Annotated in this window: 23 protein-coding genes, 1 tRNA gene and 1 pseudogene; 12 read left to right on the top strand and 13 right to left on the bottom strand. The window is 60.3% G+C overall.

All coding sequences use genetic code 11. The features are described from left to right. Window positions 1-60: 60 nt before the first annotated feature. On the top strand, window positions 61-885 hold the full coding sequence (locus AB4Z20_RS16980) for an FkbM family methyltransferase (protein WP_442090292.1): 825 nt from the start codon (window positions 61-63) through the stop codon (window positions 883-885). 75 nt (window positions 886-960) lie between these two features. Then, window positions 961-1,036: transfer RNA gene (locus tag AB4Z20_RS16975), tRNA-Thr, on the top strand. Window positions 1,037-1,422: 386 nt separating this feature from the next. Here the strand turns inward: AB4Z20_RS16975 and AB4Z20_RS16970 are convergent. After that, entirely contained in the window at window positions 1,423-1,632 is a 210-nt protein-coding gene (locus AB4Z20_RS16970; protein ID WP_442090291.1) for a hypothetical protein, read from the bottom strand. A 370-nt stretch (window positions 1,633-2,002) separates the two neighbouring features. Between AB4Z20_RS16970 and AB4Z20_RS16965 the strand changes: the two are divergent. Continuing rightward, window positions 2,003-2,275: pseudogene (locus AB4Z20_RS16965) on the top strand (DUF3077 domain-containing protein); the annotation flags it as partial. Between the two features lie 266 nt (window positions 2,276-2,541). Then, complete coding sequence (locus tag AB4Z20_RS16960) at window positions 2,542-4,149, top strand: methyl-accepting chemotaxis protein (protein WP_253470974.1); 1,608 nt, start codon at window positions 2,542-2,544, stop codon at window positions 4,147-4,149. Between the two features lie 139 nt (window positions 4,150-4,288). Here AB4Z20_RS16960 and AB4Z20_RS16955 read toward each other — a convergent pair whose 3' ends face one another. The 3 genes from AB4Z20_RS16955 to AB4Z20_RS16945 all read right to left on the bottom strand — a co-directional run bounded on the left by AB4Z20_RS16955 (window position 4,289) and on the right by AB4Z20_RS16945 (window position 6,253). Further along, window positions 4,289-4,966 (bottom strand): RES family NAD+ phosphorylase, encoded by a 678-nt coding sequence (locus tag AB4Z20_RS16955; RefSeq protein WP_442090290.1) that lies wholly within the window; start codon window positions 4,964-4,966, stop codon window positions 4,289-4,291. Further along, a complete protein-coding gene (locus AB4Z20_RS16950; RefSeq protein ID WP_003196771.1) occupies window positions 4,966-5,376 on the bottom strand; it encodes an MbcA/ParS/Xre antitoxin family protein in 411 nt (136 codons plus the stop codon). The genes AB4Z20_RS16955 and AB4Z20_RS16950 overlap by 1 nt, the downstream gene beginning before the upstream one ends. A gap of 355 nt (window positions 5,377-5,731) precedes the next feature. After that, complete coding sequence (locus tag AB4Z20_RS16945) at window positions 5,732-6,253, bottom strand: PBECR2 nuclease fold domain-containing protein (protein WP_442090289.1); 522 nt, start codon at window positions 6,251-6,253, stop codon at window positions 5,732-5,734. Between the two features lie 393 nt (window positions 6,254-6,646). Between AB4Z20_RS16945 and AB4Z20_RS16940 the strand changes: the two genes are divergently transcribed. Next, the gene (locus AB4Z20_RS16940; protein WP_214510958.1) at window positions 6,647-7,573 is read left to right on the top strand and encodes a LysR family transcriptional regulator; all 927 of its coding nucleotides are present in this window, start codon (window positions 6,647-6,649) and stop codon (window positions 7,571-7,573) included. Here AB4Z20_RS16940 and AB4Z20_RS16935 read toward each other — a convergent pair. The 9 genes from AB4Z20_RS16935 to AB4Z20_RS16895 all read right to left on the bottom strand — a co-directional run bounded on the left by AB4Z20_RS16935 (window position 7,490) and on the right by AB4Z20_RS16895 (window position 17,348). After that, on the bottom strand, window positions 7,490-7,807 hold the full coding sequence (locus AB4Z20_RS16935) for an AzlD domain-containing protein (RefSeq protein ID WP_214510959.1): 318 nt from the start codon (window positions 7,805-7,807) through the stop codon (window positions 7,490-7,492). The genes AB4Z20_RS16940 and AB4Z20_RS16935 overlap by 84 nt on opposite strands. Then, window positions 7,786-8,499, bottom strand: a complete 714-nt coding sequence (locus AB4Z20_RS16930; RefSeq protein ID WP_024619247.1) for an AzlC family ABC transporter permease — start codon at window positions 8,497-8,499, stop codon at window positions 7,786-7,788. The genes AB4Z20_RS16935 and AB4Z20_RS16930 overlap by 22 nt, the downstream gene beginning before the upstream one ends. Then, window positions 8,496-8,933, bottom strand: a complete 438-nt coding sequence (locus AB4Z20_RS16925) for a GNAT family N-acetyltransferase (protein ID WP_442090288.1) — start codon at window positions 8,931-8,933, stop codon at window positions 8,496-8,498. The genes AB4Z20_RS16930 and AB4Z20_RS16925 overlap by 4 nt, the downstream gene beginning before the upstream one ends. A 13-nt stretch (window positions 8,934-8,946) precedes the next feature. Beyond that, window positions 8,947-9,693 (bottom strand): 2OG-Fe dioxygenase family protein, encoded by a 747-nt coding sequence (locus AB4Z20_RS16920; RefSeq protein ID WP_253470966.1) that lies wholly within the window; start codon window positions 9,691-9,693, stop codon window positions 8,947-8,949. Window positions 9,694-10,119: 426 nt separating this feature from the next. Next, a complete protein-coding gene (locus tag AB4Z20_RS16915) occupies window positions 10,120-11,406 on the bottom strand; it encodes an OprD family porin (RefSeq protein WP_214510962.1) in 1,287 nt (428 codons plus the stop codon). A 249-nt stretch (window positions 11,407-11,655) separates the two neighbouring features. Beyond that, a complete protein-coding gene (locus tag AB4Z20_RS16910; protein WP_442090287.1) occupies window positions 11,656-12,327 on the bottom strand; it encodes a DsbA family protein in 672 nt (223 codons plus the stop codon). 303 nt (window positions 12,328-12,630) lie between these two features. Then, window positions 12,631-12,831, bottom strand: coding sequence for a hypothetical protein (locus AB4Z20_RS16905; protein WP_053177657.1), 201 nt, complete (start codon window positions 12,829-12,831; stop codon window positions 12,631-12,633). Window positions 12,832-13,073: 242 nt separating this feature from the next. Beyond that, window positions 13,074-14,180 carry an agmatine deiminase gene (gene aguA / locus AB4Z20_RS16900; protein WP_442090286.1) on the bottom strand — a complete coding sequence of 369 codons (1,107 nt, stop codon included), beginning with the start codon at window positions 14,178-14,180 and terminating at the stop codon, window positions 13,074-13,076. Window positions 14,181-14,435: 255 nt separating this feature from the next. Next, window positions 14,436-17,348, bottom strand: coding sequence for an aminotransferase (locus AB4Z20_RS16895; protein WP_442090285.1), 2,913 nt, complete (start codon window positions 17,346-17,348; stop codon window positions 14,436-14,438). A 210-nt stretch (window positions 17,349-17,558) separates the two neighbouring features. Here AB4Z20_RS16895 and rfbB point away from each other — a divergent pair, with 210 nt between their 5' ends. The 7 genes from rfbB (at window position 17,559) to AB4Z20_RS16860 (ending at window position 24,694) form a co-directional block, all read left to right on the top strand. Next, the gene (rfbB, locus tag AB4Z20_RS16890) at window positions 17,559-18,641 is read left to right on the top strand and encodes a dTDP-glucose 4,6-dehydratase (protein ID WP_442090284.1); all 1,083 of its coding nucleotides are present in this window, start codon (window positions 17,559-17,561) and stop codon (window positions 18,639-18,641) included. Then, complete coding sequence (gene rfbA / locus AB4Z20_RS16885; RefSeq protein ID WP_442090283.1) at window positions 18,638-19,510, top strand: glucose-1-phosphate thymidylyltransferase RfbA; 873 nt, start codon at window positions 18,638-18,640, stop codon at window positions 19,508-19,510. The genes rfbB and rfbA overlap by 4 nt, the downstream gene beginning before the upstream one ends. Next, window positions 19,510-20,055: a dTDP-4-dehydrorhamnose 3,5-epimerase gene (rfbC, locus tag AB4Z20_RS16880; protein WP_442090308.1), complete on the top strand. Its 546-nt coding sequence runs from the start codon at window positions 19,510-19,512 to the stop codon at window positions 20,053-20,055. The genes rfbA and rfbC overlap by 1 nt, the downstream gene beginning before the upstream one ends. Next, window positions 20,052-20,933, top strand: a complete 882-nt coding sequence (rfbD, locus tag AB4Z20_RS16875) for a dTDP-4-dehydrorhamnose reductase (protein WP_442090282.1) — start codon at window positions 20,052-20,054, stop codon at window positions 20,931-20,933. Before rfbC ends, rfbD begins: the two co-directional genes overlap by 4 nt. Window positions 20,934-21,004: 71 nt before the next feature. Further along, window positions 21,005-22,813 (top strand): sensor histidine kinase, encoded by a 1,809-nt coding sequence (locus AB4Z20_RS16870; RefSeq protein WP_072342767.1) that lies wholly within the window; start codon window positions 21,005-21,007, stop codon window positions 22,811-22,813. Then, window positions 22,810-24,201, top strand: coding sequence for a sigma-54-dependent transcriptional regulator (locus tag AB4Z20_RS16865; protein ID WP_253470950.1), 1,392 nt, complete (start codon window positions 22,810-22,812; stop codon window positions 24,199-24,201). The genes AB4Z20_RS16870 and AB4Z20_RS16865 overlap by 4 nt, the downstream gene beginning before the upstream one ends. 37 nt (window positions 24,202-24,238) lie before the next feature. Continuing rightward, window positions 24,239-24,694, top strand: coding sequence for a YiiD C-terminal domain-containing protein (locus AB4Z20_RS16860; protein WP_253470948.1), 456 nt, complete (start codon window positions 24,239-24,241; stop codon window positions 24,692-24,694). The last annotated feature ends 74 nt before the right edge of the window (window positions 24,695-24,768 follow it).

Here is a 24,768-nt window from a genome sequence, read left to right as displayed (position 1 = left end):
GCTATACAACAGCCCCACGTATCGTGATTGACACAATGCCGACACACTCAAGGACTGGCCGTGACGTTCATTTCCTACGCACAAAACTTCGAAGACATACGCCTGTGGCGCGCCCTTCAATCGGTAGAAAACGGCTTTTACCTCGACGTCGGCGCCAACCATCCGACCGATGATTCGGTCACCCGCGCCTTTTACGACCGCGGCTGGCGCGGCATCAACATCGAACCGGTGCCGGCCTACTACGACGCCCTCTGCCAACAACGCCCCCACGACACCAACCTGCAATGCGTGGCCGGCGAAAACGCCGAGAGCCTGACCTTCTACACCATCGCCGACACAGGCCTGTCCACGGTGGAAGCCAGCGTCGCCCAACAACACCGCGACGCCGGCATGGACGTGCGCAACCAGACCGTCCAATCCCGCACCCTGGCCTCCATCTGCGAGCAATACGCCCAGGATCGTCCCATCCACTTCCTGAAAATCGACGTCGAAGGCCACGAAGAAACCGTGCTGCGCGGCATGGACTTCAGCCGCTGGCGCCCCTGGATCATCCTCGTCGAAACCCCGTGGGCCCGCGACCAAACCTGGGAAACCCTCATCACTGATGCCGGCTACCAGTCCATCCTGTTCGACGGCATCAACACCTACTACCTCGCCGAAGAACACCTGGCTCTCAAACCCGCCTTCGACATCCCCCCGTGCAACCTCGACGGCTTCCAACTCTGCAAAGGCCACAAACTCAGCCACCCCATCGACGACGCAGACCAACAGCTCAGCGCCGCCCTGCAACGCGCCGAACAGGCCGAAGCCCAACTCCACGCCATGCAAAACAGCCGCACCTGGCGCGCCCTGAACAAACTGCGCAACCTGCTGCACCGCGCTTGAGCCGGACCTGCGCAAAAATAGTCAGAATTCAGGGGTTTACAGAACGCACCCAATCGCTATAATCGTCGCCCACACGCCGGTATAGCTCAGTTGGTAGAGCAACTGACTTGTAATCAGTAGGTCCCGGGTTCGACTCCTGGTGCCGGCACCATACAAAACGAAGCCCTCGCAGAAATGCGAGGGCTTTGTTGTTTCTGGGGTGTTCACTTTTCCTCCACACCCTGAAAAACCTGTGGGAGCGAGCTTGCTCGCGATGAGGCCGCCAAACCCACCGACAATCTTTCAGCCCAGACAACGGGCAGCCTTTCTTTTAACGCCACGACTGAAGCAACCTCAACCAAACAGCATCCTTTGCCTCAGGAAAATAAATTCGTCCCATTTCTTCGCGGCAGATTTAGAAATATTTTGGTCATGACAACCTCAATGATGAAGGTTTTCGGGCTTGCTTGCTTTTCAACGTTTGTGACGATATGAGCAAGCACTGTTTCACGATTACTTCCTGCTGCGCCATCTCTACCCGTCCACCCAACTCCGGGGCTATAGATCATCCATTGAAACTTTAACTCGCTGTGGAGCAGCAAGCCGCTCTCGCGCCTTATGGATCAAGGCCACATCATCCTCGTTCATCAGTACCACCTTTGAAGGTAATTGACTCTGACTGACCACAACCTGCATGTTTTCTCCCGCTGTCATTTGAAGCACAGATTCGAGCAAACCCTGTTGAAACTGCTCGTATTCATCACCCATTGGAATCGCCTCCAAACACTTGTGTGCCCGTGCGTCGCACAGTCGACGCCATTGGCCACGACGCGAATTATTGCCCAGCCATAAAACTACCTAAACCTCATCCGCCAGCATCGCGCCACGATTGCAGCCTCCCCCATCGCCCGCTACTCTCCAACTGTCGCTGCCAATTCAGCGACCGGGCCTGAGAACCCGAGTAAGATGCAGGCGCTACAGCGCCCGAACCACGTTTTGCGGCGTTTTTTTATGTCCGCATTCCGTGCAATGGCGGCTGTGCGTGGGAGACCTTCGGGTCTGCCGGGTTCCTGTATCTCCGGTTTCTCAGCCTGCGCACAGCTGTCACCCATTCGCCTGAGAACGAACTTGGCAGCTCTCACCCAAAGACCTCAAAACCCCAGGCCTAACCCCCTTCTGCTACCACTCCGACCGCCCCCTATTCCGCGTCAACAGCGGCATCCCCATCGGCGAAGCCCTGTCCCACGCCTCCGACCTGCTCCACGTCGCCAAGGTCCTGGCCGAGGACGCGGCGATGATTCGCAGCACGGATCGATATGCCTGGGCGTCGTGTTATCTACAGGATATGAGCAAGGCCGTCATCGATGACGTGGTGAAGGTGCTGGAGGCGCCGGGGAGTAATCCTGCTTAAGAACCGCAGGCGCAATGCTGCTCACTGAGCGGGGCAGCATTGGGTTTAGTCTGCCGGGGCAGTTAAAGAAGGGCTGCTTCGCAGCCCAGCGGGAGCAAGCTCCCTCGCCACAGGTTCTCCCTGTCCCTGGCCCAAACAATTTGCGGCATATTCATCTAATCATTTCCCCCGCCGATAGCCTCGAATAAGAGCCTGGCCTGTCCCAAGGCTCGGCTGGCGCTCGACTACACTTTCCCAGAATTCCCCCGCTCCAGGAGCAGTAAGCGATGAAGATCCGCACCAAGATCATAGGCTCGGGGTTGGTCAGTCTTTCTTTTGCGCTGTTGCTCGGCGGTATCGGGTTGTGGGGTTATCACTCCATGACCGAGGCCCTGGTGCAGAACGAGACCAGTATTTCGGCCATGCGCAAGCACATGGAAGCGGACATGATGCACGACGCCATTCGTGCCGATGTGCTCGCCGCTCTGCTGGTGAAGCCGGGGGATGCCCAGGGGTCGAAGGAGGTGCTGGAGGCGTTCGATGAGCATACGCAGCGGATGCGCAAGGTTATCGCCGAAAACGCCGAGGCCAAGTTGCCAGGGGATGTCGCCAAGGCGATTGGCGAGCTCAAACCACAGGTCGAAACCTACATCGACAAAGCCAAGCAAATAATCGGCAAGGCACTGAGTGGCTCCCAGGATGGCCATGCGTTGCGCGCGGAGTTCGACAAGGCGTTTTCAGCGCTGGAGGAACGCAACGAAGCAGTGAGCGAGTTGATCGAGAACCAGGCGCAGTCGTCCCGCGAACATCAGGACAGCAGCATTCAAACGTCGCAAAACTGGATGATCGTTACTTTGTTGGCCACTTGTGTGGCACTGGCATTGTTGTCGTGGAGCCTGCTCAAGGCAGTGCTGACGCCGCTGAACAAGATCATCCTCAATACCCAGGCGATTTCCCAAGGGGATCTGCAGCGCTCGATGGGGGCTAAGAGCAAGGATGAGCTGGGTCAGTTGCAAGGTGTGATCGAGCAGATGCAGACCAATCTGCGGCAGATGATCGCCACGATCCGCGGCCAGAGCGATGAGTTGCACGGCACGTCCCGGCACCTGGGCGATACGGCGCGGCAGATTGTGTCCAGCGCCGATCAGCAGGCCCAGAGCGCGACCAGCATGGCGGCGAGCATGGAGCAGATGATGGCGAATATCAGCCAGATCCATCAGCACGCCGACAGTGCCCGGACGATTTCCGCGCAGTCCGAGCATTTGGCGAGCAGCGGTGGCCAGGTGATTCTCGGCGTGGTGGAGGGCATGAGCCGGATCGCCGAGGTGGTCAACCAGTCGTCCAGCAAGATCACCGCGCTGGACGCTTCGTCCGAAGACATTCATTCGATCATCCAGGTGATCAAGAGCATCGCCGAACAGACCAACTTGCTGGCCCTCAACGCCGCCATCGAAGCCGCCCGCGCCGGTGAGGCGGGGCGTGGTTTTGCGGTGGTGGCCGACGAGGTGCGCAACCTGGCGGCGCGCACCACGCAGTCCACTCAGGAAATCACCGCGATGATCGAGCGCATCCAGTCCAGCGCACGGGACGCGGTGGCGAACATGCAAGCTTGCGTCAGCCGCGTGGACGAAGGCGTCAACCTGGCCCAGCAGGCCGGGGTATCCATCAGCGAAATCCGCACCGGCGCCCGGCATGCGGCCGAAGTGGTGGAGGAAATTTCCCAGACCATTGCCGAGCAATCCAAGGCCAGCGATGAGATGGCCCAGCGGGTGGAGTCGATTGCCGAGCAGTCCCGCGAGAACACCCGTTCGATTCACACCCTGACGCAAACGGCGGATCAATTGAACAATGCGGCGGGGTCGATGCAGGCTTCGGTGCAGCAGTTCAAGATTTGATCAATCGGCGCTTTTGTGGCGAGGGAGCTTGCTCCCGCTGGGCTGCACAGCAGGCTCTGCTTTCAATAATCGCCAATTATTGAACATTATGGCTGGGCAATAATTATTGCCCAGCCATAAAACACCCTAAAAGCCTGACTCACACCTCGCTCACCTCAAACACAAACGAAATCTCCCGTTTCTGGGCATTCCAGACATACCGAATGTGCTTGCCCTGCGTCGGAATCGAAACCGCCGGCGGGCGAAACGCGGCCACGCATTCGTGGCCGGGCAGGCGGACGCTTTTGTACAGCAGCCCCCACGACAGGGTTTCACGCAGCTGCCGGGCAAACACTTGGGACGGGCCGTAGGCGGTAGGGTCCGGGTTGTGGAGGTGGGGGTAGTCGTGGCGGATGTCGTGCAGAGGTTTGACGACCTTGTTGACGTAGGTGCGCATGGTCAACTCCAGGTCTGGCTCGTTGGTCGCGCCAAGAAATCGCGCCTGGTGGTAGCAGGTCTCGGCAATGGCGGCTTCCTGGCTGCTGGCAGCGTAGTAGACGCCGAATGTGCCGTCGCTGAAGCGGCTGCTTTTGCCGATGTGGGTAAACGCCGCCATCACCGGTGAGGAGCCGGGCCCGGAAATGCGGTCCTCGGGACGTACCCGGGAGAGCACGCCGGCTTGTTCCATCAGCCGATCGTTGGTCAACGCTTCCAGGGCGTAGGCCGTGGGCAGGTCTTCGGGGTCGAGTACGTCTTCAAACAGCGAAATCGGCGGGAAGCTGCTGTTGACGATCCGATAGGCCCGTTTCCATTGCGGGTCCGCCAGTGGTGGCACCATTAACCGCGCACTCCGTCGAGGTATCGCCGCACATCGGCGATGTCCACCACTCGCCCGGTCAGCATGTAGGACAGCGCCGACTGGCCGTTGAACGGTGCCGCAGTGTTCGGGCTGCTGACCCATTGATAAGCACGGTCCCGGCTATTGCTGAAGATAATGCTCAGCGCCTTGTGGATACCCATGAGGTAGGAAATGCGCTCGAGCGTATCGCGAGGCAGCTTCACGTTTTCCGGCAATTGTTTGTATTTGTAAAAGGTCGTGTTTCCGACCTTGCCCAGCAATGTGCGCTGCTGCTCGACGCTGCAGCCCCAGAGCGCCATGAGGTTGAAGAAAAACTTCAACGCGACTCGACCCGCGTCCGGGGAGTCCAATTGTTGCTGTGCGTTGAGCGTGATGGAGGAAGTCGCCATGGGTTTGGGCTCCTTTGTCGCGTGGTGGTGCTTAGAGGATAGTACAGATGTGGATTATTTTTAAGTTTTTATTCGTAAACGAACAAGCAAGTCTGAATAGATAATTTTTCAGGCTTCTCCCCTGTTACATTTCTGACTTGAAGAAGATCGCGGCACGGATTGACATAAACCTTAGCCATACCAGAAAATCGACTTCAAGAGCGCGAAACCGACTGCCTTCAGGTGGCGATAGTCGGCGTTAGGAACCCCGTTGATAACCTGAACATCAGCGCTCGGGTGAGACCTCTTCTCCCCTGCTTGAGGGAGCACAATATCAAGCGACTCTTCAAGAAAAGCAGCCCCTGGGCTGCTTTTTTCATTCTTGGGGGCCCAAGCATCGCTGATAAACCAAATGGCCATGCCTGTGTTTGTTGAGTGCTTTCTTATCGCAATTCATGAAATTCCAGAGTACGTACCCATGATCGACATTGATCACCACAAGCATCTGGTATTTCGCCGCGTAAGCGCCGATGAACGCGAGGCGATACGACCCATCAGAGTAGAAAACCCGCCAAATCTCCAAAGGGTTGCGCACCGTATCCACTGCAAATTCCGTGAAGCGCTCTCGAGCGTTGGGTCTTTTCTCAACGATATGTAGAAGGTAGCGACGTCTGACAATCACCGGCACATACGGTGTGTCTATCCAGACGGTATCCATATCTTCCTGCAGCCCAAAACCCAAGGCTACCTGCTTCAGGGCACTGTCGAAGTCAACGGCACCGGGTAACTCATGCACTGGGGAGGCTGTTGGTGCAACCGAAATATCTCGAATATCAGGCAAGCCAAGATCTTTCCAGCTTGTTTGCCCAGACACCTCCTTCGTCCCAGGAAGATTCATGCAAGTGACCTTCAGCAACCACTTGCATGTTTCGTAGACGCCGGCAATTACCTTTATCCAACCGATCCAGACGTGGCGATGCTTCTCTAATGTAAGCGCCACATTTCAACCGTTCGAACAACACACGGATATCAGCCAGAGTCTTTTCTTTCCTGGGAAATTTCTGACACGGTTGCAGGCAAAGCGTTAACCAGACGGACGATACAAGCCTGTTCACGCCAAACCGGCAAAATCCCCAAATCCCGCATAAGCTCCAACCATCGCCTCCCGGCGTTTTTCGGCACAAAATCGCGACAATCGTGGCAAGGTGCATGATGATAGCCGGCATGCACTGCCTGGCCCGGCCCAGGTGCACAACAATAGCGAGCCCACTTAAGCAGAGGGCATTACCTCATGGATAGCAGAACCCTACGCAACCTCATGCGTATCGTGCAGACCGGCTCGTTGTCGGCAGCGGCCGAGCATTCGTGCCTCACGGTGCAGGCGTTGGCGGCGCAGTTGAACAAGGTCGAGGAACAGTTCGGTTTCCGGTTGTTCCGGCGCTCGAACAAGGGCCTGACGTTGACGAGCCAAGGCTCGGAACTGACCCCCTTCATGGATCAGGTGCTGGTTGCCACCCGGCAGTTGGAGGAGAAAGTCGCGGCGCTCAAGACCCCGCGACAGCGCACCCTCAGAGTGGCGCTCAATACCACCCTGCCGGCGGAGTTCAACCGACGAATGATCGACCGGTTGATCGCTGTGTTCCCCCAGTATCAACTGGAATTCAGCTACGCCGAGTCGATGGAGAACCTGAGCAAACTCAGGAATGAAGATTTTGACCTGGCGATCCTGATCGGCCAGCAACAGGGCGGTTTTACCAGCATCACCATGCCCGATGTGCAGGTGCGGGTGGTCGGCGCCCATTGTGGCGATGCAGACGATTCCCTTGGCCTGCTCGGTGACAAGTTTCAGGTGCGTCCGGCAGAAGAATGCCCGTACTCCCGCAGCTTCCTGCGCTTTCTCGACGCCGGTCTGGGTGAATACGGGTCAAGCCAGCGCATGGTGTATTCCTGCAGTGAGACGCTGACGTTGTCATTGATCACACAGCTCGATGGCTTGGGGCTGGTGTCCCGGGAAGCCGCGTTGCGCAACGGCTTGGCGATTTTCCCGGATTTCGAGGACTTCCTTGAAGTCCGCCTGGCGGTGAACAATCCGGAGTTGTCCGGCCAGGCACTGCACGATGTGGTGGACCTGACGCTACAGGAACGAACCGAGCGCGATGTACGCCGCCGTGCCCACCGCCACACTGAGAAACAGGTTGCGGCTGAAATACGCACATAACAGCGTCGGAATCGCGGCATAAAACTCAGGGCGGTCGAGTTGTATCCGCTGATCCTTGATCAACAAGGGCGTCAGGCTGATGGCAGCGACGATCGCCACTGGCAGGTATTCCAGGGCGCGGGCAATAAAGGGCGGCCAGTGTTCGGTATTGATCTGCAACGGCAGGGCGCGCGGCAGGAAGGTCACGGCCATCATCAGGACCACGACCAGGATCAGGAACGTTTGGTCAGGCATACGCCCACCCCGCAGCCAACGAACGTGGCAATGAAGACATTGAATGGCGAGCTGCCCAGCAGGCTCAGCCCGCCCATGCAGACGACAGCCGCCAGGGCTGCGATCAGTTTGTTGCGGGTGTTGCACAACGAAACCAGCACATAGAGCATCATCGCGGTCAGGGCATAGTCGAGCTGGTATTTGATGAGGTGCGCCGCGTATTGCGCACATACGGCGCCCAGCAAGCCACCCAGCACCCAGGATGTGTGGCAGAACAGGTTGAAGCCGACCAGGTAGCGCACGCTCACCGGCGCCCCGCTGCCGAGCTTGACGCTGTGGAACGCAAACGACTCGTCCGTCAGCCCCGCCGCGTAGCACCAGCGCTCGAAACGGCTGAGCCCCAGCGCACGCAGCGCCTTGGCCATGTAGACCGACATCAGCATGTGCCGGGCATTGATCAGGAACGTGGTAAGCACGATGGTGGTCAGCGACGCACCGCTGGAAATCAACGCCAGCGCGGCGAATTGCGCAGCGCCCGCATAAACGAACAGGCACATCGCCACCGGCAACCACAGGGGCAACCCGGCGTTGACCGCCATCAGACCGAACACAAACGAAACCGTGAAATAACCCGCTACCACCGGACTGGCTTCAGCAAAGGTACGCGAGGCTTGTGGTTCGACCGCCAGCGGCTGGCTGGAAGTCTTGTTCATAAATCCCTCTCGAAGGTGGTTTCACCCCGGGGCTCACAGAAGCCCTGGGCCGCCCAGAAGCGCTTGCCGGCCAGATTAGCATCGTCGACGAAAAGGAACATGCGCAGCACACCGACCCGTTTCATGTCAGCCGACGCGGCTTCGACCAGGCGCTGGCCCAGGCCTTTGGTGCGATGCTGCGGGTTGACCGCCAAGTGATTGATCGTGCCACGGGTACCGAGCATACCGCCGACCACCGCGCCCACCACGTCACCGCTCGCATCGATGGCCAGGTACGCGGTGGTGGTGTCCTGCAACAACACACCGCGCAAGAATCGGGCATCCTGCCATTCGCAGAACGACACTTCGTCGAAAGCGCGAAAGAACCGCTCCAGTCGCTCGGCGTCCCGGACCATGGCCCGGCGCAACAGGACCTGTTGCGTCGGCTCGTCCATGGGTTCGAGCCGTTCAGCGAACAATGTCGAAAGCGGTCCCGGGCCGCGAGAAGGAAATGGCCAGGATCTGCCGGTACGCCATGTCATGGCTATGGGTGTTGCGCGCCGGGGTCACGTAATGGCGCATGTCGCGATCCAGGAAAAACGTCGTGTCGAGGATGTCCTCGTAGGTCGTCGCCGCCAACTGTTCTTCCTGGGCGCTGTACAAGCGGCTTTCCGCACCGGCCACATTCTGACGGCCCCAGAAGTGCACGCCGCTGAACGGATAGCCGTCGCAGTGAATCCCTTCGGGGGTGATTTCCAGCTGTTTGCCCGGCTTGATCTCGATGCGGATCTGATGGATCTGGCACTGCCAGATTTCATCGTGCAGCTCCTGCGGCAAGACGTTCTTGTAGACCTCGAAGTCCGTGTCGATCAGGCTGCGCATCACGGGCGAATTGATCACTTCGTTGGAGAAGTCCTGGAAGTGCCGCTCCAGTCCGCCGACATAACTGTTGTTGGCCTTGGACTGAACGTAGGCCCGGTGTTCGAGCTGCGTGAGCGCGCGGGTCGTAGGGTTATATTCGAAGTCGCTGTAGCGGCGAAAACGCATGCCTGACTCGGCCTGGCCGTAGTAACTGTCGGGCTCCATGTTTTCCCAGCTTTTGGTCAGCCGGACAAAATCGCCGAAATGACCGTAGAGGTTGAAGTCCCCACCGCGAACGTTGACGTATTTGTCACGTCTTAGCGCTTCGCCCACTTCCCTGTTCAAAACGATCATTTTTCATAGGTCTCCGCTGCATTGAGCGGCCTAATCTAGTAGGTGCAGGATTTACGTCCATGAGAAAGTATTTGAGGCATTTCAAGCGGAGCTTGAAACGGCGGGCAAAGTTGCATTAGTACGACTTTTGCTCAGGGAAACAGGCGGTTACAGCGGTATTTATTGCACTAAAAGCCAAAAAGACCCGAGTTTGAGGTCGCAACGCTATTCACTTCAGGCAGGCACGAATTAGTTGTGGCAAGGGAGCTTGCCCTCGCTGGGCTCGTAGGAGCTGTCGAGTGCAACGAGGCTGCGATCTTTCCCCAGACGCTTGAGTCTCAAGCGAAAGATCAAAAGATCAAAAGATCGCAGCCTTCGGCAGCTCCTACGGCCAGCGGGAGCAAGCTCCCTCGCCACGGTTTTACCCACTTACAACGCGATCAGGCATCAGAAGACGTTGATCGGGTAATCCACAAACACCCGCAGCTCATTGCCGCTGACGTTGTACTCGCTGGATTTCTGCGACACCCGCAGCACGGAACTGCGCAACCTTACGCTCAAGTCCTTGGCCGGGCCGCCCTGGACCACGTACTTGAACTGGTTGAAGATCTCGCGCTCGGTACCGCCTTCGCTGGTGGACGTGGTGATGTTATCGCCACGCACATAAGCGACGTTATAGGTCAGGCCCGGTACGCCGAAGGTGGTGAAGTCCAGGCCATAGCCCAACTGCCAGCTGCGTTCGTCTTCAGCGTTGAAGTCGGACCAGTAGGAGTTGGCCAGGTAGATCGTGTTACCGCCATCACCCACCCGATTCTGCCCGCGCTGATAGCCGCCGTAGGCGTAGCCCAGGTTGCTGTCGCCGGTGCTGCGCTGATGGGCGAGCGTGAAGCTGTGCGGGCCCGTGGCGAAGGTGGCAGCCAGGCTCCAGATCTTGTTGTCATCGCCGGTGACGTTGTTTTCACGAACGTAGCTGTTGTCCAGCTTGGTGCGATAACCGTTGAAATCCAGGGTCAGGGACTGATCCTTGGCCAGCGGGAACACATAGTTGGCGTTCACGTATTGCTTCTTCAATACGTCTTCGACATCCGAAGCGTAGAGCGAAGCCTTGAACTGCTCGGTGAACTGATAGCTGCCGCCCAAGACGTTGATCGACTTCAGGCCACCGCTGTCACGACCTTCAGCGCTCTTGCGCGATTCGGCGGTGAAGCGGCCGGCATTGAGTTCCAGGCCCTTGATCTCCTTGGAGGTGATCAACGTGCCGGTGTAGCTTTCCGGCAACAGGCGCGAGTTGTCATAGTTGAGCACCGGCAGGGCCGGCATCTGGTCGCCGTAGGCCAGCACGGTGTTGGAGACGCGGAACTTGACCGCTGCCCCGAACTTGGACAGGTCATCGGCCGCGTTGCCGCTGTCGCCTTGCTTGAAGAAGTCGATGCCGCCCGCACCGCTGCGGCCTTTGCCGCCGTCCAGACGCAGCGCGTACAGGCCGAACGCATCCACACCGACACCCACGGTGCCCTGGGTGAAGCCGGACGAGAAGGTACCGATGGCCGCTTGGCCCCATTCGGCCTTGTCTTCGTTGCCATCTTTGTAGTCGCGGTTGATATAAGCGTTGCGCAACAGCACTTTCAAGCTGCTGTCTTCAACGAACCCCTTGGACTGCGCCTGGTCGTTGGCCATGGCGTGTGTCGTGCTCAAGATCCCCAGTGCGATCAAACTAATGCGTTTGTTCAACATGTTTATTTTCCTTGTACGGGTTGATACGCACTGTGGCGGGCAACCGAAATGGCGCTCTTGCGCTCTTTTTCGGACTCTTGCTCCTGGAAATAATGAAAAGGCCCGCCCACGAGTAATCGTGTCGGGCCTTTTTATTATTTAAGAGTCATGGTTGTTAGCCACAGGCGTAGGCGAATCCTAGTCGCGCCCTCAACGGTGTGTCAATTTCGTGAAACGTCTGTAATCAGGCAAAAAATGTCTAGGAACTGCTCACCGCGAACAACCGTCAAGACCGCAGGCCGCTGATGACGTGGAGGCCTGAACCGGCAAGGCTTGCGTCAGCCATTGGGCGAACGCCTCGGGTTTGCCGAGCCAGGGGCCGATGTCGATCAGCGTGAACTGGCCGTCCTGCTCCAGGGCCAAGGTCGGAAAACCCTGGCCGCCGACCTGAGCCAGCAAGGTACGACTGGCCTTGATATGCCCCTGCACGTCAACCGCAGGCAATGCCGCCAGGAACGCCTGGGCTGGCAGGCCAATAGATTGAGCGAGTTCCAGCAGGACAGCTTCGTCAGAGATACGCCGGCCCTCGACGTAGTGTGCGGTTTGCAGGCGTCCGAGCAATTCCAGGCCGTGGCCGTCGAGCTGTTCGGCAGCGAGGATGGCGGCGGTCGGCGCCGCCGAATCGAACACGGCGCTGTGGTCACACAGCAAACCTTCGAAATAGGCCTCGCCAAACGGTTGCCCGGAAGATTCGGCGATGCGCCGGTCGTGGGGCATCACGTAATCGCGCAATTGCGGCGAAACCTGCTGGCGATTGGCACCGGTCATCATGCCGCCGCCATGAGCAATCACCGGCAATACGCTTCGAGCGGCCTGCACCAACGGCTTGGCGCCGTAGCACCAGCCGCACAGCGGGTCGTAGATATAATGAAGAGTGGTCATGGGGGCTCCGCTAACCATGGGGATTGGATGGCAGCAGGGTAGTCTCTGGAGCGCTGCGGAAAAACGCTGGAACGGTTTTCAGTGTGTTTCGTGGATCGGTCGAATGCCCATTGAATTTGAACACTACCCCCTGTGGGAGCGAGCTTGCTCGCGATGGCAGTGTGTCAGTCAACAGCAGTGTTGTTGATCCACCGCGATCGCGAGCAAGCTCGCTCCCACAGGGTTCTGTGCGGATTTGAAGTCCGGCGGACACAAAAAAAGCGCTGCCATCCCGGCCAGCGCTTTTTATCAATCCGTCGAATTCTATCCTTGCATCACATCCCACAACGCTTCCAGCTCCGCCTCGCTGAACAGGCCAACGGGGTAACGCTCAACGATTACCTGGCGCGGATCAGGTTCTCTGATCTGACGCGTTCCGTTGGATTTCAACCACTGCGCCAAGGCTTGAAGCGACTCACCATTAACGGCCAAGGGATGGCATGTGCGCTCGCTTATCATATTCATTCCAGCGCCCTCTCCTGGTTGATGAGCGGCCAATTTATCCAAGGTTCATGACAAAACAACTCAGTTCTCTCCCCAGAACTGCCAAAGTACAGATACAAGAGCTATGCCAATGTATCCGCCACGCCAATAAACAGGCACAAAAAAACCCACGACCCAATCGGGCCGCGGGCTTGCAAGGATGGATCCAAAACAGCCGACCTAGAGCCGGCGCGGTCGATATCACCCAGCTGTTACATCGCCACTCATTTTGCCCGCGGTGCAGGTTGCTGTTGAGTAAGGCAATGGATATTCCCGCCCCCCAGTAACAGTTCGCGCCCTGGCACCATGACCACTTCGTGCTGCGGGAACAGGTTCTGCAGGATGTCCCTGGCCGGCGCGTCCAGCGGATCGTCAAAACTTGGGGCGATGATGCCACCGTTGACGATCAGGAAATTCACATAGGAACCGGCCAGCCGCACGGTTGGGTTGCGCTCTTGGGACCCCTCCACCGCATCGACGCCGGCACATTCTTCCTCGGTGGCGTACAACGGCCCCGGAATCGGCATTTTGTGCACTGTGAACGGGCGTCCCTTGGCGTCAGTGCTGTTTTGCAGCACCTTCATCGCCGCATGGCAGCGGGTGTAGTTCGGGTCTTGCGGGTCGTCGGTCCAGGCAAGCAGGACTTCACCTGGCCGCACGTAGCAGCAGAAGTTATCCACATGGCCGTCGGTTTCGTCATTGAACAGACCGTCCGGCAGCCAGATGATCTTGTCCACCGCCAACTGCGCGCTGAGCACTGCCTCGATCTCTTCACGGCTCAAGTGCGGGTTGCGATTGCGGTTGAGCAGGCACTCTTCGGTGGTGATCAGGGTGCCTTCACCATCCACATGGATTGAGCCGCCCTCGAGCACAAAACCTTCGGTGCGATAACGCGGGCTGCGCTCGATCTCGAGGATCTTGCCGGCCACTTGCGCATCACGGTTCCACGGTGCATACAGGCCGCCGTCGAAACCGCCCCAGGCGTTGAAATCCCAATCGACACCGCGCACTTCGCCGTTGTCATTGATGACGAACGTCGGCCCTGTGTCGCGAACCCAGGCGTCGTCGCTGGACATTTCCACCAGGCGGATATTCGGCACATCGAGACGCGCCCGGGCATTTTCATACTGGGCCGCAGACACCGCCACGGTCACCGGTTCAAAACGGGCGATGGCCTTGGCGACCGCTACGTGGGCGGCCTGCGCGGGCTTGCCGCCCAGGCGCCAGTTGTCCGGGCGCTCGGGCCAGATCATCCAGACCTGGGTCTGGGTCGCCCACTCGGCAGGCATGTGGAAACCATCCGCGCGGGGGGTGCTGTGCAACGTTGTCATGGGTCATCTCCTGGGCGATGGGCAGTGGCAACTTTATAAACGATAAATATCGACTAATAAAGTCAGAAAAATTAAAACCCATCAAAAAATAGCGCCAAACATCGACAAAAATCGATTTTATAGAATTAGCGCGAAACCCTGTGGGAGTGAGCTTGCTCACGATAGCGGTGGGTCAGCCAAATCAATATTGGCTTGGACACCGTCATCGCGAGCAAGCTCGCTCCCACAGGGGAACAGCTTGGCGTTCCAGATTAGTTACAGCCCCTCGTCCAAGACCTTCACCAACATATCGACGAAGAAATCCACGCTCTGGCGCGTGGTCACCATCGGCGGTTTGATCTTGAGGATGTTCAGGTAATCGCCGGTCGGTTGCATGAAGATCCCCAACGCTCGCAGGCGGTTGCACAACGCCGTGGTTTCTTCAGTGGCCGGCTCCAGGGTGTCGCGGTCGCGGATCAGTTCCACGCCCAGGTAGAACCCGGAGCCATGCACCGCGCCGACCAATGGATAGCGGTCGATCAAGGCCTCCAGCCGCGCCTTGAAGTGCCCACCCACCACCCGGGCGTTTTCCCAGAGGTTCTCTTCTTCCATGACATCCAGCACCGCCATGCCGATCTGGCAACTGACCGGGCTGCCACCGGCCGACGAAAAGAAATACCCCTCGGCTTCCAGCGCCTCGGCGATCTCTCGACGGGTAATGACCGCACCCAGTGGCTGGCCGTTGCCCATGCCCTTGGCCATGGTGATGATGTCCGGCACCACGCCTTGCTCTTCGAAGCCCCAGAAAAACTCGCCCATGCGCCCGTAACCGACCTGTACTTCGTCGGCGATGCAGACCCCACCGCGCTCGCGCACCATCGCGTAGACCTGCTTCAGGTAACCGGGCGGCAGCGCGATCCCACCGGCGTTGCCGTACACCGGTTCGCAGATGAAACCGGCGAGCTGGCGCTTGTTTTCAGCGATTTTCGCCAGGTTGTGTTCGACGCTGCGCACGTAGTCCGGCGCAGTGTCGGGGCCACGGAATTCGCCGCGATAGGTGTTCGGTGCGGTCACCGGATGCACCCAGTCCGGGCGGCTGCTCAGCGCCTGGGGATTGTCGGCGATGGAGGTCGAGACCGCATCGGCGGCCACCGACCAGCCGTGATAGGCCTCCAATACGCTGAGCATGTCCCGCCCGCCGCTGTAGGCCCAGGCCAGGCGGATCGCCAGGTCGTTGGCCTCGGTGCCGCTGTTGACCAGGAACACCCGGTCCATGTTGGACGGCGCCAACGCCAGCAGGCGTTCGGAAAATTCGGCGATCGCCGCATAGTGGAAACGCGAGTTGGTATTGAGCAGCGACCACTGCCGGGCAGCCACTGCCGCCATGCGTGGATGACCATGGCCCAGCACCGCGACATTGTTGAGCATGTCCAGGTACGAGCGGCCCTGCATGTCGATCAGGTGATTGCGCCAGCCGCGCTCGATGCGCGGCGGATCCACGTAATAGTGCTTCTGCGAACGGGCAAAGCTCGCATCGCGACGGGCCAGCAGCACCTCGGGATCGATCTCCGGCTCGGCATCGCAAGCCAGCCCCAGCAGCACCGCCGGCGAAGGGCATAGCGCTTGCCAGGCCAATGCCCTGGAAGGTGTGCAGAACAGTGGTGGATCCACCTGGGCGCCCCGACACAACTGGACCCGCAACGACCCCGTCCCTTCGCCCAGCACCTGCCCCTTGACCAGTGCCGCGCCGGAATGCAGCGGCGACGTCACGCCCCACAGCCGCACGCTCAACTGCGCGCTGTCCAGCTGCAACAGGCCGTCGGCCGTCTTGTGCACGACCCCAGCGAACGGGGACTCGAGCGGCGTCCCCCGAGGAACGCTCAACTCCACGTGCAGTGGATAAGTATCGGGTTCGACGGCGCTATCCGGCCGAGTGCGGGATAACCGGTATTGCCCGTAGCGGCTGGCGGCCAGGCCATGAACGCCCGCGGCCTCGCTCAACAGGCGCTGGTCGATCCCCGGCTGCTCCCAATTGCCGGCCTCGAAATGCGGGCTCAGTACACCCAGGTCAATCAGCGCGAACTCACGCCCCACCAAGGTCGGCAACAGCGGCGCAAAGCCTTCGCTGGCGATGGGCGGCAGGCTGTGGCCGACGGCGGTGAGAATCGCCGCTTCCATCAGTTCGAAGGGCACCGAGTGCGCGACCCGGAAAATCTCCCACTCATGGGCCAGGTTGTCGCGGCTGTATTGGTTGTCCGGATCAATGGAGACCTGCTGCTCACCGCTGAGCACCAGTACCGCGGCGCGCGCCACGATCAGTGGCCACAGCGCCAGCAGTTCTTCGCGTTGCAAGGGATTGACCGCCTGGTAGGCCTTGATCGCCGGCAAGATGAAGAATGGATCGCCGTCGGCGTGGTGCAGCAGGGCCGCACACGTCACCGACAAGTCGGTGATGCGCCAGGTGCGGATCAGGTCGCCGAAATCGATGACGCCCTGCAATTGCCATTGGCGCTGGGCATCGCGCTGCCAGACCACGTTGTCATCGGTGATGTCCATGTGGATCGCCTGCACCGGCAGGCTGGCCTTGAGCGGCTGCAAGCGCCGCTCGGCCTGTTGCGCGACCTCGGCGATCAGTTGCCGCCGCTGATCGTCGTCGATGACAGGCAACAGATGATCGACCAGGGCGGGAGCGTGGCGCGCGTCCCATTGCAGGGTGCGATCCAGGCCTGGGTGGTCGAATGTCGCCAGGGCCAGGTCCATTTCCGCGCACAGGCGGCCCAGGCCGGTCACCAACTCAGGCGGCAGGTGTTTGAGCTGCGTGAGGGACTGGCCGTCGATGTACTCCAGCAGTCGCATATGGACCGCTTGGCCGTCGACGTCCAATGTCAGCAGGTCCTGGCCGTTGCTGGCGGTAATCACCCGCGGCACCTTCACCGCGCCGTGCCCGGCCAACTGCTTGAGGGCAGCGTGTTGGGCCTGGAGCTCCTGGACAGCGTAGTCGCCGTGGCAAATTTTCAACACAAAGCGCCCGCGCTCGCTGTCGACTCGGTAATTGAGGTCCTGGTTGCTGCCAAGGGGTCGCAGGTCGCCGCTGAGTCCGTAATTCAAGCGCAACAGCACCAACGCCTGCTCGGCGCTGATCTGTGGGCTTGGCAAACTGGCACGGTGAACCAACGTAGTGAGCGGCATACAACGACCCCTGAGGTGGTTTTGATCGGATGCCTATCACGCCACTGAGTCGGGGGATAAGCAACCCCTCCTGTTCAAAAATATGCACAGCCCTCCTGAGAGGCTATATGGGAAGGGCGTGTCCATAGGATATTCGCTTGCACCGCCCCCGCCATGCCTACAAGCTATGCTCCTAAGGCTCTGTCGTCTCACGGAAAAAGGCTTACCCGGATGCGCATTCTCATCACTGGCGGTGCCGGCTTCATCGGCTCGGCTCTCATACGGCACTTGATTCTTGATACCGGACACCAGGTCCTGAACCTCGATAAGCTGACCTATGCCGGCAATCTCGAATCACTGAGCAGTATCGATCACGACAGCCGCTACGAATTCGTCCAGGCCGATATCGTCGATCAATCTACCGTCAGTGCAGTGCTGGCGCGATTCAAGCCTGACGCCATCATGCATCTGGCGGCCGAGTCCCATGTAGACCGCTCCATTGATGGCCCGGCGGACTTCATCCAGACCAATATCGTGGGCACCTACAGCCTGCTGGAAGCCACTCGAGCCTATTGGCAGGCCCTGCCCGAGCAGCAGAAACGCGCGTTTCGCTTCCACCACATTTCCACCGACGAAGTGTATGGCGACCTGCACGGTGTGGATGACCTGTTCACCGAGACCACCGCCTATGCCCCAAGCTCACCGTACTCGGCGAGCAAGGCAGCGTCCGACCACCTGGTCCGCGCCTGGCAGCGCACCTACGGTTTGCCCGTGCTGTTGACCAACTGCTCCAATAACTACGGGCCGTTTCACTTCCCCGAGAAGCTCATTCCACTGGTGATTCTCAACGCGCTGGCCGGCAAGCCGTTGCCGGTCTATGGCGACGGCCAGCAAGTGCGCGACTGGCTGTTTGTCGAAGATCATGCCCGTGCACTGCTCAAGGTCGTCACAGAAGGCATGGTCGGCGAGACTTACAACATTGGCGGGCACAACGAGCAGAAAAACATCGACGTGGTGCGCAGCATCTGCGCGCTGCTCGAAGAACTGGCGCCACGCAAGCCCGAAGGGGTCGAGCACTATGCCGACCTGATCAGCTTCGTCCAGGATCGCCCCGGCCACGACCTGCGCTACGCCATCGACGCCAGCAAGATCGAACGAGAACTGGGCTGGACACCACGGGAAACCTTCGAGACCGGGCTGCGCAAGACCGTGCAGTGGTACCTCGAAAACCTGCTGTGGTGCCAACGTGTCCAGGACGGCAGCTATCAAGGCGAGCGCCTGGGCTCGCTCGACAACAAGGATGCAATGGCATGATGAAAGGCATTGTTCTGGCCGGCGGTTCCGGCACACGCTTGCACCCGATCACCCTTGGGGTTTCCAAGCAACTCTTGCCGGTTTATGACAAACCGATGATTTATTACCCGATCTCGGTGCTGATGCTCGCCGGCATCAAGGACATATTGGTGATTTCCACCCCGCAGGATCTGCCGCAATACCGCGCCCTCTTGGGCGACGGTCATCAATTTGGCGTGCATTTCAGCTACGCCGAGCAGCCGACGCCCGATGGCCTGGCCCAGGCGTTCCTGATTGGCGAACAGTTCATTGGCAGCGACTCGGTGTGCCTGATCCTGGGCGACAATATTTTCCACGGCCAGCATTTTGGCGAGCAATTGCAGACCGCCGTCAACCGGCAGGGTGGCGCGACGGTGTTCGGCTACTGGGTCAAGGACCCTGAGCGTTTTGGCGTGATCGACTTCGATACCGAAGGACGGGCGATGTCCATCGAAGAAAAACCCACCGCGCCCAAATCCAGCTACGCGGTGACCGGCCTGTATTTCTACGATAACGACGTGATCAAGATCGCCAAGGCCATCAAGCCGTCCAAGCGTGGCGAACTGGAAATCACTGACGTCAACAATGCCTACCTGCAACGCGGCGACCTGCACGTCGAGCGCTTCGGCCGTGGTTTCGCCTGGCTGGACACCGGCACCCACGACAGCCTGCTGGAAGCCTCGCAATACGTGCAGACCATCGAACATCGCCAAGGCCTGAAAGTGGCGTGCCTGGAAGAAATTGCCTACCAGCAAGGTTGGGTCAGCCGCGAGCACGTTCTTGAGCGCGCCCAGTATTTTGGCAAGACCGGCTACGGCCAGTACTTGTTCAAGATCGCCGGAGAAACATGATGAACGTCATCGCCACTCGCTTGCCAGACGTCCTGGTCATCGAACCGAAAGTCTTTGGCGACGACCGGGGTTTTTTCTACGAAAGCTTCAATGCCCGGGCGTTTGCCGAAGCGACTGGCTGCACTCTGCAGTTCGTCCAGGACAACCATTCACGCTCCACCAGAGGCGTGCTGCGGGGCCTGCATTATCAGATCGAGCAAGCCCAGGGAAAACTCGTGCGCGTCACGGCGGGGGAAGTGCTGGATGTCGCGGTGGACATCCGCCGCAGCTCGCCGACCTTCGGCCAATGGGCCAGCGTACGCCTGTCGGCGCAGAACCACCGGCAGATGTGGGTCCCGCCAGGGTTTGCCCACGGTTTCGTCGTACTGAGCGAATCAGCGGACTTCCTCTACAAGACCACTGATTACTACGCACCGTCGGCCGAGCGCTGCATTCGCTGGGACGATCCGCAGTTGGCCATCGATTGGGAGTTCGAAGGCGCGCCGATCCTCTCGGCCAAGGACCTGAATGGCAAAGCCCTGCACGAGGCCGACCTGTTCCCATGAGTGCCCCCTTGCGTATCCTGATCATCGGCCAGAATGGCCAGGTTTCCCGGGCGCTCCAATCGCGCCTGAGCGGCCTGGGCGAGTTGACTGTACGCGGCAGCGACCAGCTCGACCTGGCACAACCGGATTCCCTGCGTGCCCCCATCGAAGCCCTCAAGCCCGGCCTGATCATCAATGCCGCCGCCCACACGGCCGTCGATCAGGCCGAAAGTGAACCGGAGCGGGCGTTCGCCATCAATGCCACGGCGCCGGGCATCCTGGCCCAGGCAGCGGTTGCGCTGGGCGTCCCGCTGATTCATTACTCCACCGACTACGTCTTCGACGGCCTCAAACCTGCCCCCTACACCGAGGACGACACGCCCAACCCACTGAGTGTCTACGGACGCAGCAAGCTGGCCGGCGAAAATGCCATCCGCCAGGTTGGTGGCCAGCACCTGATTCTGCGCACCAGTTGGGTGTACTCCACCGAGGGCCGCAACTTCCTGTTGACCATGCAACGCCTGTTACAGGAAAAACCGCAGTTGCGGGTGGTCGCCGACCAGGTCGGCGCACCGACCTGGGCCGGCACCATTGCCGACAGCACCGCGAAATTGATCGAGCGCTGGCAGGCCGGCCAACCCGGCGCCTGGGGCACCTATCACCTGACAGCCCGGGGCGAGACGTCCTGGTTCGGTTTCGCCCAGGCCATCGGCGAAAACCTGCTCGATCGGCACAAACCGTGTGCGCAGCTGGAGCCCATTGAATCCAGCGCCTATCCGACTCCAGCCCCGCGGCCACTTAACTCGCGCCTGGATTGCATGCGCCTGCTCAAGGAGTGGGGAGTGAGCCAACCGGACTGGCAAAGCGCGTTGCAGCAGTGCCTTGCCGGACAAGCCTAGTACTGCCTTACAAATAGTATTTGCAAGGCAACTAGGCATAATACGCCTGTCACCACAGGCGTCCGAGGCTCATGAATTCCACCCTTCCCCGCAGACCCCGTTGGCGCAGCCTGGCCTTGCTCGCGCTGTGCCTGGCGCCCTTGCTGTGGCCGTTGGAACACCTGGCCGAACGTTATTACCGCAGCGAGTTGGCCGGGCAGAACCGCCAGACCCTGGACCTCTACGTCGCCAACCTGTTGGGCACGCTGCACCGCTATGAGGTGCTGCCACAGATTCTCGGCGACCTGCCGGCCTTGCGCGCCGCCTTGTCGGCACCGGACGATGGCGTGACCCAAGGCAATGCCAACCGGCTGCTGAAAAACATCAGCGCCCAGACCGGCGCCGAAGTCATGTACCTGATGGACCCTTCCGGCAAGACCCTGGCCGCGTCGAACTGGGACAAACACGACAGTTTCGTCGGACGCAATTTCGCCTTCCGGCCGTACTTCATCGAAGCCATGGCCGGACACCTGGGCCGCTTCTTCGGCCTCGGCACGACATCGGCCAAACGCGGTTATTTCTTTGCCGCCGCCGTGCGCGACCGCGAAAAAGTCATCGGCGTGCTGGTGGTCAAGGTCGACCTCGACCACACCGAAAGCCTGTGGGGCAAGACTCCCGAACAATTACTGGTGACTGACCACAACGGCGTGGTCATCCTCACGTCGCGACAGGAATGGCGATTTCGTGCGACCCGGCCCTTGAATGACGCCGAGCGCGAGGCCATCAGCGCGGTACAGCCGTATCCGACCCGCGAGCCCAAGCCGCTGAACCTGAACGCCAACGCCTGGCTGACCCAGACCCAGTCCATCGAGGAAACCGGCTGGAGCGTAAGCATTCTCGCCCCGCGCACGCTGATTGATCGTCCAGTGCGCACCGTGGTCGCCATCGGTGGCGCGGCCTTGCTGGTCTTGATGCTGTTGCTCGGGCTGATGATGCAACGCAGGCGCCACTACCTGGATCGAATCGCCTTCGAAGCCAAGGCCCGTCACGAATTGGAAGGCCGAGTGGCCGAGCGCACCAGCGACCTGGAAGGACTGAACCGACGGTTGAAGCAGGAAGTGCTGGAGCGCGAACAGGCTCAGCAAGAGTTGGTCCGTGCCCAGGATGACCTGGTACAGGCCGGCAAGCTGTCGGCCCTGGGCACCATGTCGGCGAGTATCAGCCACGAACTCAACCAACCGCTGGCAGCGATTCGCAGTTACGCGGAAAACGCCGAGATTTTGCTCGATCACCAACGCACCGAAGACGCCCGGGGCAACCTCAAGCTGATCAGCGAACTGACCGGGCGCATGGCCTCGATCATCGCCCACCTGCGCGCCTTCGCCCGCCGCGATCGACATGCGCCGGAAAGCGTCGCTCTGCAACCGGCGCTGGACGACGCCCTGGCGCTGCTCGCCAAACGCCGGCGCAGCATGGAAGTGGAACTGATCCGCGACTTGCCGGCCGCCACGCTGTGGGTGGAGGCCGGCGAAACCCGCTTGCGCCAGGTACTCGGCAACCTGCTGGCCAACGCCCTCGATGCGCTCACCGAGAAAGGCCCACCGCGCAAACTCTGGCTCAGTGCCCAGGCCACCGAAACCGGCGTCAACCTGTACATCCGCGATAACGGCCCGGGGTTTTGCATGGAAGCCCTGGGCCGCGCCGGCGAACCCTTCTACACCACCAAGACCCGCACCCAGGGCCTTGGTCTGGGGCTGGCGATCTGCGACACCCTGATGCGCGCCTTTGGCGGCGAACTATCGTTCGCCAACCACAAGGAAGGCGGCGCCCTGATCACCCTGAAACTGCGCGCTGGAGCCCCCGGGGTGAGCCTGCAACCGTCCGAGGACCGAAGTGTATGACCATCGACAACCGGATTGAGGTGGTGCTGATCGACGACGATCCCCATTTGCGTCAGGCCCTGAGCCAGACCCTCGACCTGGCGGGCCTGAAAATCCTGCCCCTGGCCGAAGCCAAGGGTGTGGCCGCGCAACTGCCCCGTGACTGGCCAGGCGTGGTGGTCAGCGATATTCGCATGCCAGGCATGGATGGTCTCGAACTGCTGGGCGAACTCCACGCCCAGGACTCAGAGCTGCCGGTGCTGCTGATCACCGGCCACGGCGACGTGCCACTGGCGGTGCAGGCAATGCGCGCCGGAGCCTATGACTTCCTGGAAAAACCTTTCGCCAGCGATCATTTGCTCGACAGCGTACGCCGCGCCCTGGCCTTGCGCCGGCTGGTGCTGGACAACCGCAGCCTGCGCCTGGCCCTGAGCGATCGCCATGAACTGAGCGCCCGCCTGGTCGGCCAATCGACACCCATGTTGCGCCTGCGCGAGCAGATCGGTGCATTGGCCGCCACCCGCGCCGACGTGCTGATCCTCGGTGAAACCGGAGCCGGCAAGGAAGTGGTCGCCCGTGCATTGCACGACCTTTCAGGCCGGCGCAACGGCCCCTTCGTGGCGATCAACGCCGGGGCCCTGGCCGAGTCGGTGGTGGAAAGCGAGCTGTTCGGCCACGAACCCGGCGCTTTTACCGGCGCGCAGAAGCGTCGTATCGGCAAATTCGAATTCGCCAACGGCGGTACGCTGTTCCTGGATGAAATCGAAAGCATGAGCCTGGATGTCCAGGTCAAGCTGCTGCGCCTGCTGCAAGAGCGCGTAGTGGAGCGGCTGGGGGGCAATCAACAGATCCCGCTGGATATCCGCGTGATCGCCGCCACCAAGGAAGACCTGCGCCAGGCCGCCGACCAGGGGCGTTTTCGCGCCGACCTGTATTACCGCCTGAACGTCGCGCCGCTGCGCATACCGCCCTTGCGTGAACGGGGTGAAGATGCGCTGATGCTGTTCCAGCATTTCGCCGACGAAGCCAGCGCTCGCCACGGGCTGCCGCCCCATGAATTGCAACCGGCACAACGGGCGCTGCTGCTGCGCCACAGTTGGCCGGGCAATGTGCGGGAACTGCAGAACGCCGCCGAACGTTTTGCCCTGGGCCTGGAGCTGGCCCTGGATAACGCCGCGCCCGACGGCAGCCCCGGCGCACCGGTGGAAGTGGTCAGTGGCGGCTTGAGCGAGCAGGTGGAAAACTTCGAGAAAACCCTGATCGCCGCCGAACTGGCCCGCCCCCACAGCTCGGTGCGCAGCCTGGCCGAAGCCTTGGGCATTCCACGCAAGACCTTGCACGACAAGTTACGCAAACATGGGCTGCACTTCGGCGACAGCAGCCATGGTTCGGCCGATGAGTCCGATTGAGTTATCGTCATTTCCCGTTCAAGCAAAAGGCCCCGCAATGAACCGCGACAGTCGTTACCTGGAATCGATCCTGCACCACGACATCCCCTTGACCCGGGACATGGGCCTCAAGGTGCTCGATTGGCAGGCCCGACAACTGCGCCTGTCCTTGCCGCTTGCAGCCAACGTCAACCACAAGAGCACCATGTTCGGTGGCAGCCTGTATTGCGGCGCGGTGCTCGGCGGCTGGGGCTGGCTGCACCTGGCCCTGCGCGAGGAAAGCATCGAAGACGGGCATATCGTGATTCAGGAAGGGCAAATCAGTTATCCGCTGCCGGTGACCCGCGATGCGACCGTCGTCTGCGAAGCCCCCGAGGAAAAGGTCTGGAAGCGCTTCCTGGCCACCTACCGGCGTTACGGACGGGCGCGGCTGGCGTTGCAGACGCGGGTGATGAATACCGGCAGCGAGGACGTGGCGGTGCAGTTCGAGGGGCAGTACGTGTTGCACCGCTAAAACACTGCATACCCCTGTGGCGAGGTATCGCTGTGTGGGAGCAAGGCTTGCCCGCGATGGATGCGCTGCGGTCT

Origin of the sequence: Pseudomonas sp. KB_12 (genome assembly GCF_052114545.1) — a bacterium.
GTDB lineage: Bacteria > Pseudomonadota > Gammaproteobacteria > Pseudomonadales > Pseudomonadaceae > Aquipseudomonas > Aquipseudomonas brassicacearum.
Note: the sequence above shows the minus strand (reverse complement) of the source record. Positions and strands in the feature narration are given on the sequence as shown.

What these genes read in the sequence shown, in the direction of transcription:
- AB4Z20_RS16970 (WP_442090291.1), bottom strand. Translation starts at nt 1,632, where the DNA reads ATGGGTGATGAATACGAGCAGTTTCAACAGGGTTTGCTCGAATCTGTG.
- AB4Z20_RS16960 (WP_253470974.1), top strand. Translation starts at nt 2,542, where the DNA reads ATGAAGATCCGCACCAAGATCATAGGCTCGGGGTTGGTCAGTCTTTCT.
- AB4Z20_RS16955 (WP_442090290.1), bottom strand. Translation starts at nt 4,966, where the DNA reads ATGGTGCCACCACTGGCGGACCCGCAATGGAAACGGGCCTATCGGATC.
- AB4Z20_RS16950 (WP_003196771.1), bottom strand. Translation starts at nt 5,376, where the DNA reads ATGGCGACTTCCTCCATCACGCTCAACGCACAGCAACAATTGGACTCC.
- AB4Z20_RS16945 (WP_442090289.1), bottom strand. Translation starts at nt 6,253, where the DNA reads ATGAATCTTCCTGGGACGAAGGAGGTGTCTGGGCAAACAAGCTGGAAA.
- AB4Z20_RS16940 (WP_214510958.1), top strand. Translation starts at nt 6,647, where the DNA reads ATGGATAGCAGAACCCTACGCAACCTCATGCGTATCGTGCAGACCGGC.
- AB4Z20_RS16935 (WP_214510959.1), bottom strand. Translation starts at nt 7,807, where the DNA reads ATGCCTGACCAAACGTTCCTGATCCTGGTCGTGGTCCTGATGATGGCC.
- AB4Z20_RS16930 (WP_024619247.1), bottom strand. Translation starts at nt 8,499, where the DNA reads ATGAACAAGACTTCCAGCCAGCCGCTGGCGGTCGAACCACAAGCCTCG.
- AB4Z20_RS16925 (WP_442090288.1), bottom strand. Translation starts at nt 8,933, where the DNA reads ATGGACGAGCCGACGCAACAGGTCCTGTTGCGCCGGGCCATGGTCCGG.
- AB4Z20_RS16920 (WP_253470966.1), bottom strand. Translation starts at nt 9,693, where the DNA reads ATGATCGTTTTGAACAGGGAAGTGGGCGAAGCGCTAAGACGTGACAAA.
- AB4Z20_RS16915 (WP_214510962.1), bottom strand. Translation starts at nt 11,406, where the DNA reads ATGTTGAACAAACGCATTAGTTTGATCGCACTGGGGATCTTGAGCACG.
- AB4Z20_RS16910 (WP_442090287.1), bottom strand. Translation starts at nt 12,327, where the DNA reads ATGACCACTCTTCATTATATCTACGACCCGCTGTGCGGCTGGTGCTAC.
- AB4Z20_RS16905 (WP_053177657.1), bottom strand. Translation starts at nt 12,831, where the DNA reads ATGAATATGATAAGCGAGCGCACATGCCATCCCTTGGCCGTTAATGGT.
- aguA (WP_442090286.1), bottom strand. Translation starts at nt 14,180, where the DNA reads ATGACAACGTTGCACAGCACCCCCCGCGCGGATGGTTTCCACATGCCT.
- AB4Z20_RS16895 (WP_442090285.1), bottom strand. Translation starts at nt 17,348, where the DNA reads ATGCCGCTCACTACGTTGGTTCACCGTGCCAGTTTGCCAAGCCCACAG.
- rfbB (WP_442090284.1), top strand. Translation starts at nt 17,559, where the DNA reads ATGCGCATTCTCATCACTGGCGGTGCCGGCTTCATCGGCTCGGCTCTC.
- rfbA (WP_442090283.1), top strand. Translation starts at nt 18,638, where the DNA reads ATGATGAAAGGCATTGTTCTGGCCGGCGGTTCCGGCACACGCTTGCAC.
- rfbC (WP_442090308.1), top strand. Translation starts at nt 19,510, where the DNA reads ATGAACGTCATCGCCACTCGCTTGCCAGACGTCCTGGTCATCGAACCG.
- rfbD (WP_442090282.1), top strand. Translation starts at nt 20,052, where the DNA reads ATGAGTGCCCCCTTGCGTATCCTGATCATCGGCCAGAATGGCCAGGTT.
- AB4Z20_RS16870 (WP_072342767.1), top strand. Translation starts at nt 21,005, where the DNA reads ATGAATTCCACCCTTCCCCGCAGACCCCGTTGGCGCAGCCTGGCCTTG.
- AB4Z20_RS16865 (WP_253470950.1), top strand. Translation starts at nt 22,810, where the DNA reads ATGACCATCGACAACCGGATTGAGGTGGTGCTGATCGACGACGATCCC.
- AB4Z20_RS16860 (WP_253470948.1), top strand. Translation starts at nt 24,239, where the DNA reads ATGAACCGCGACAGTCGTTACCTGGAATCGATCCTGCACCACGACATC.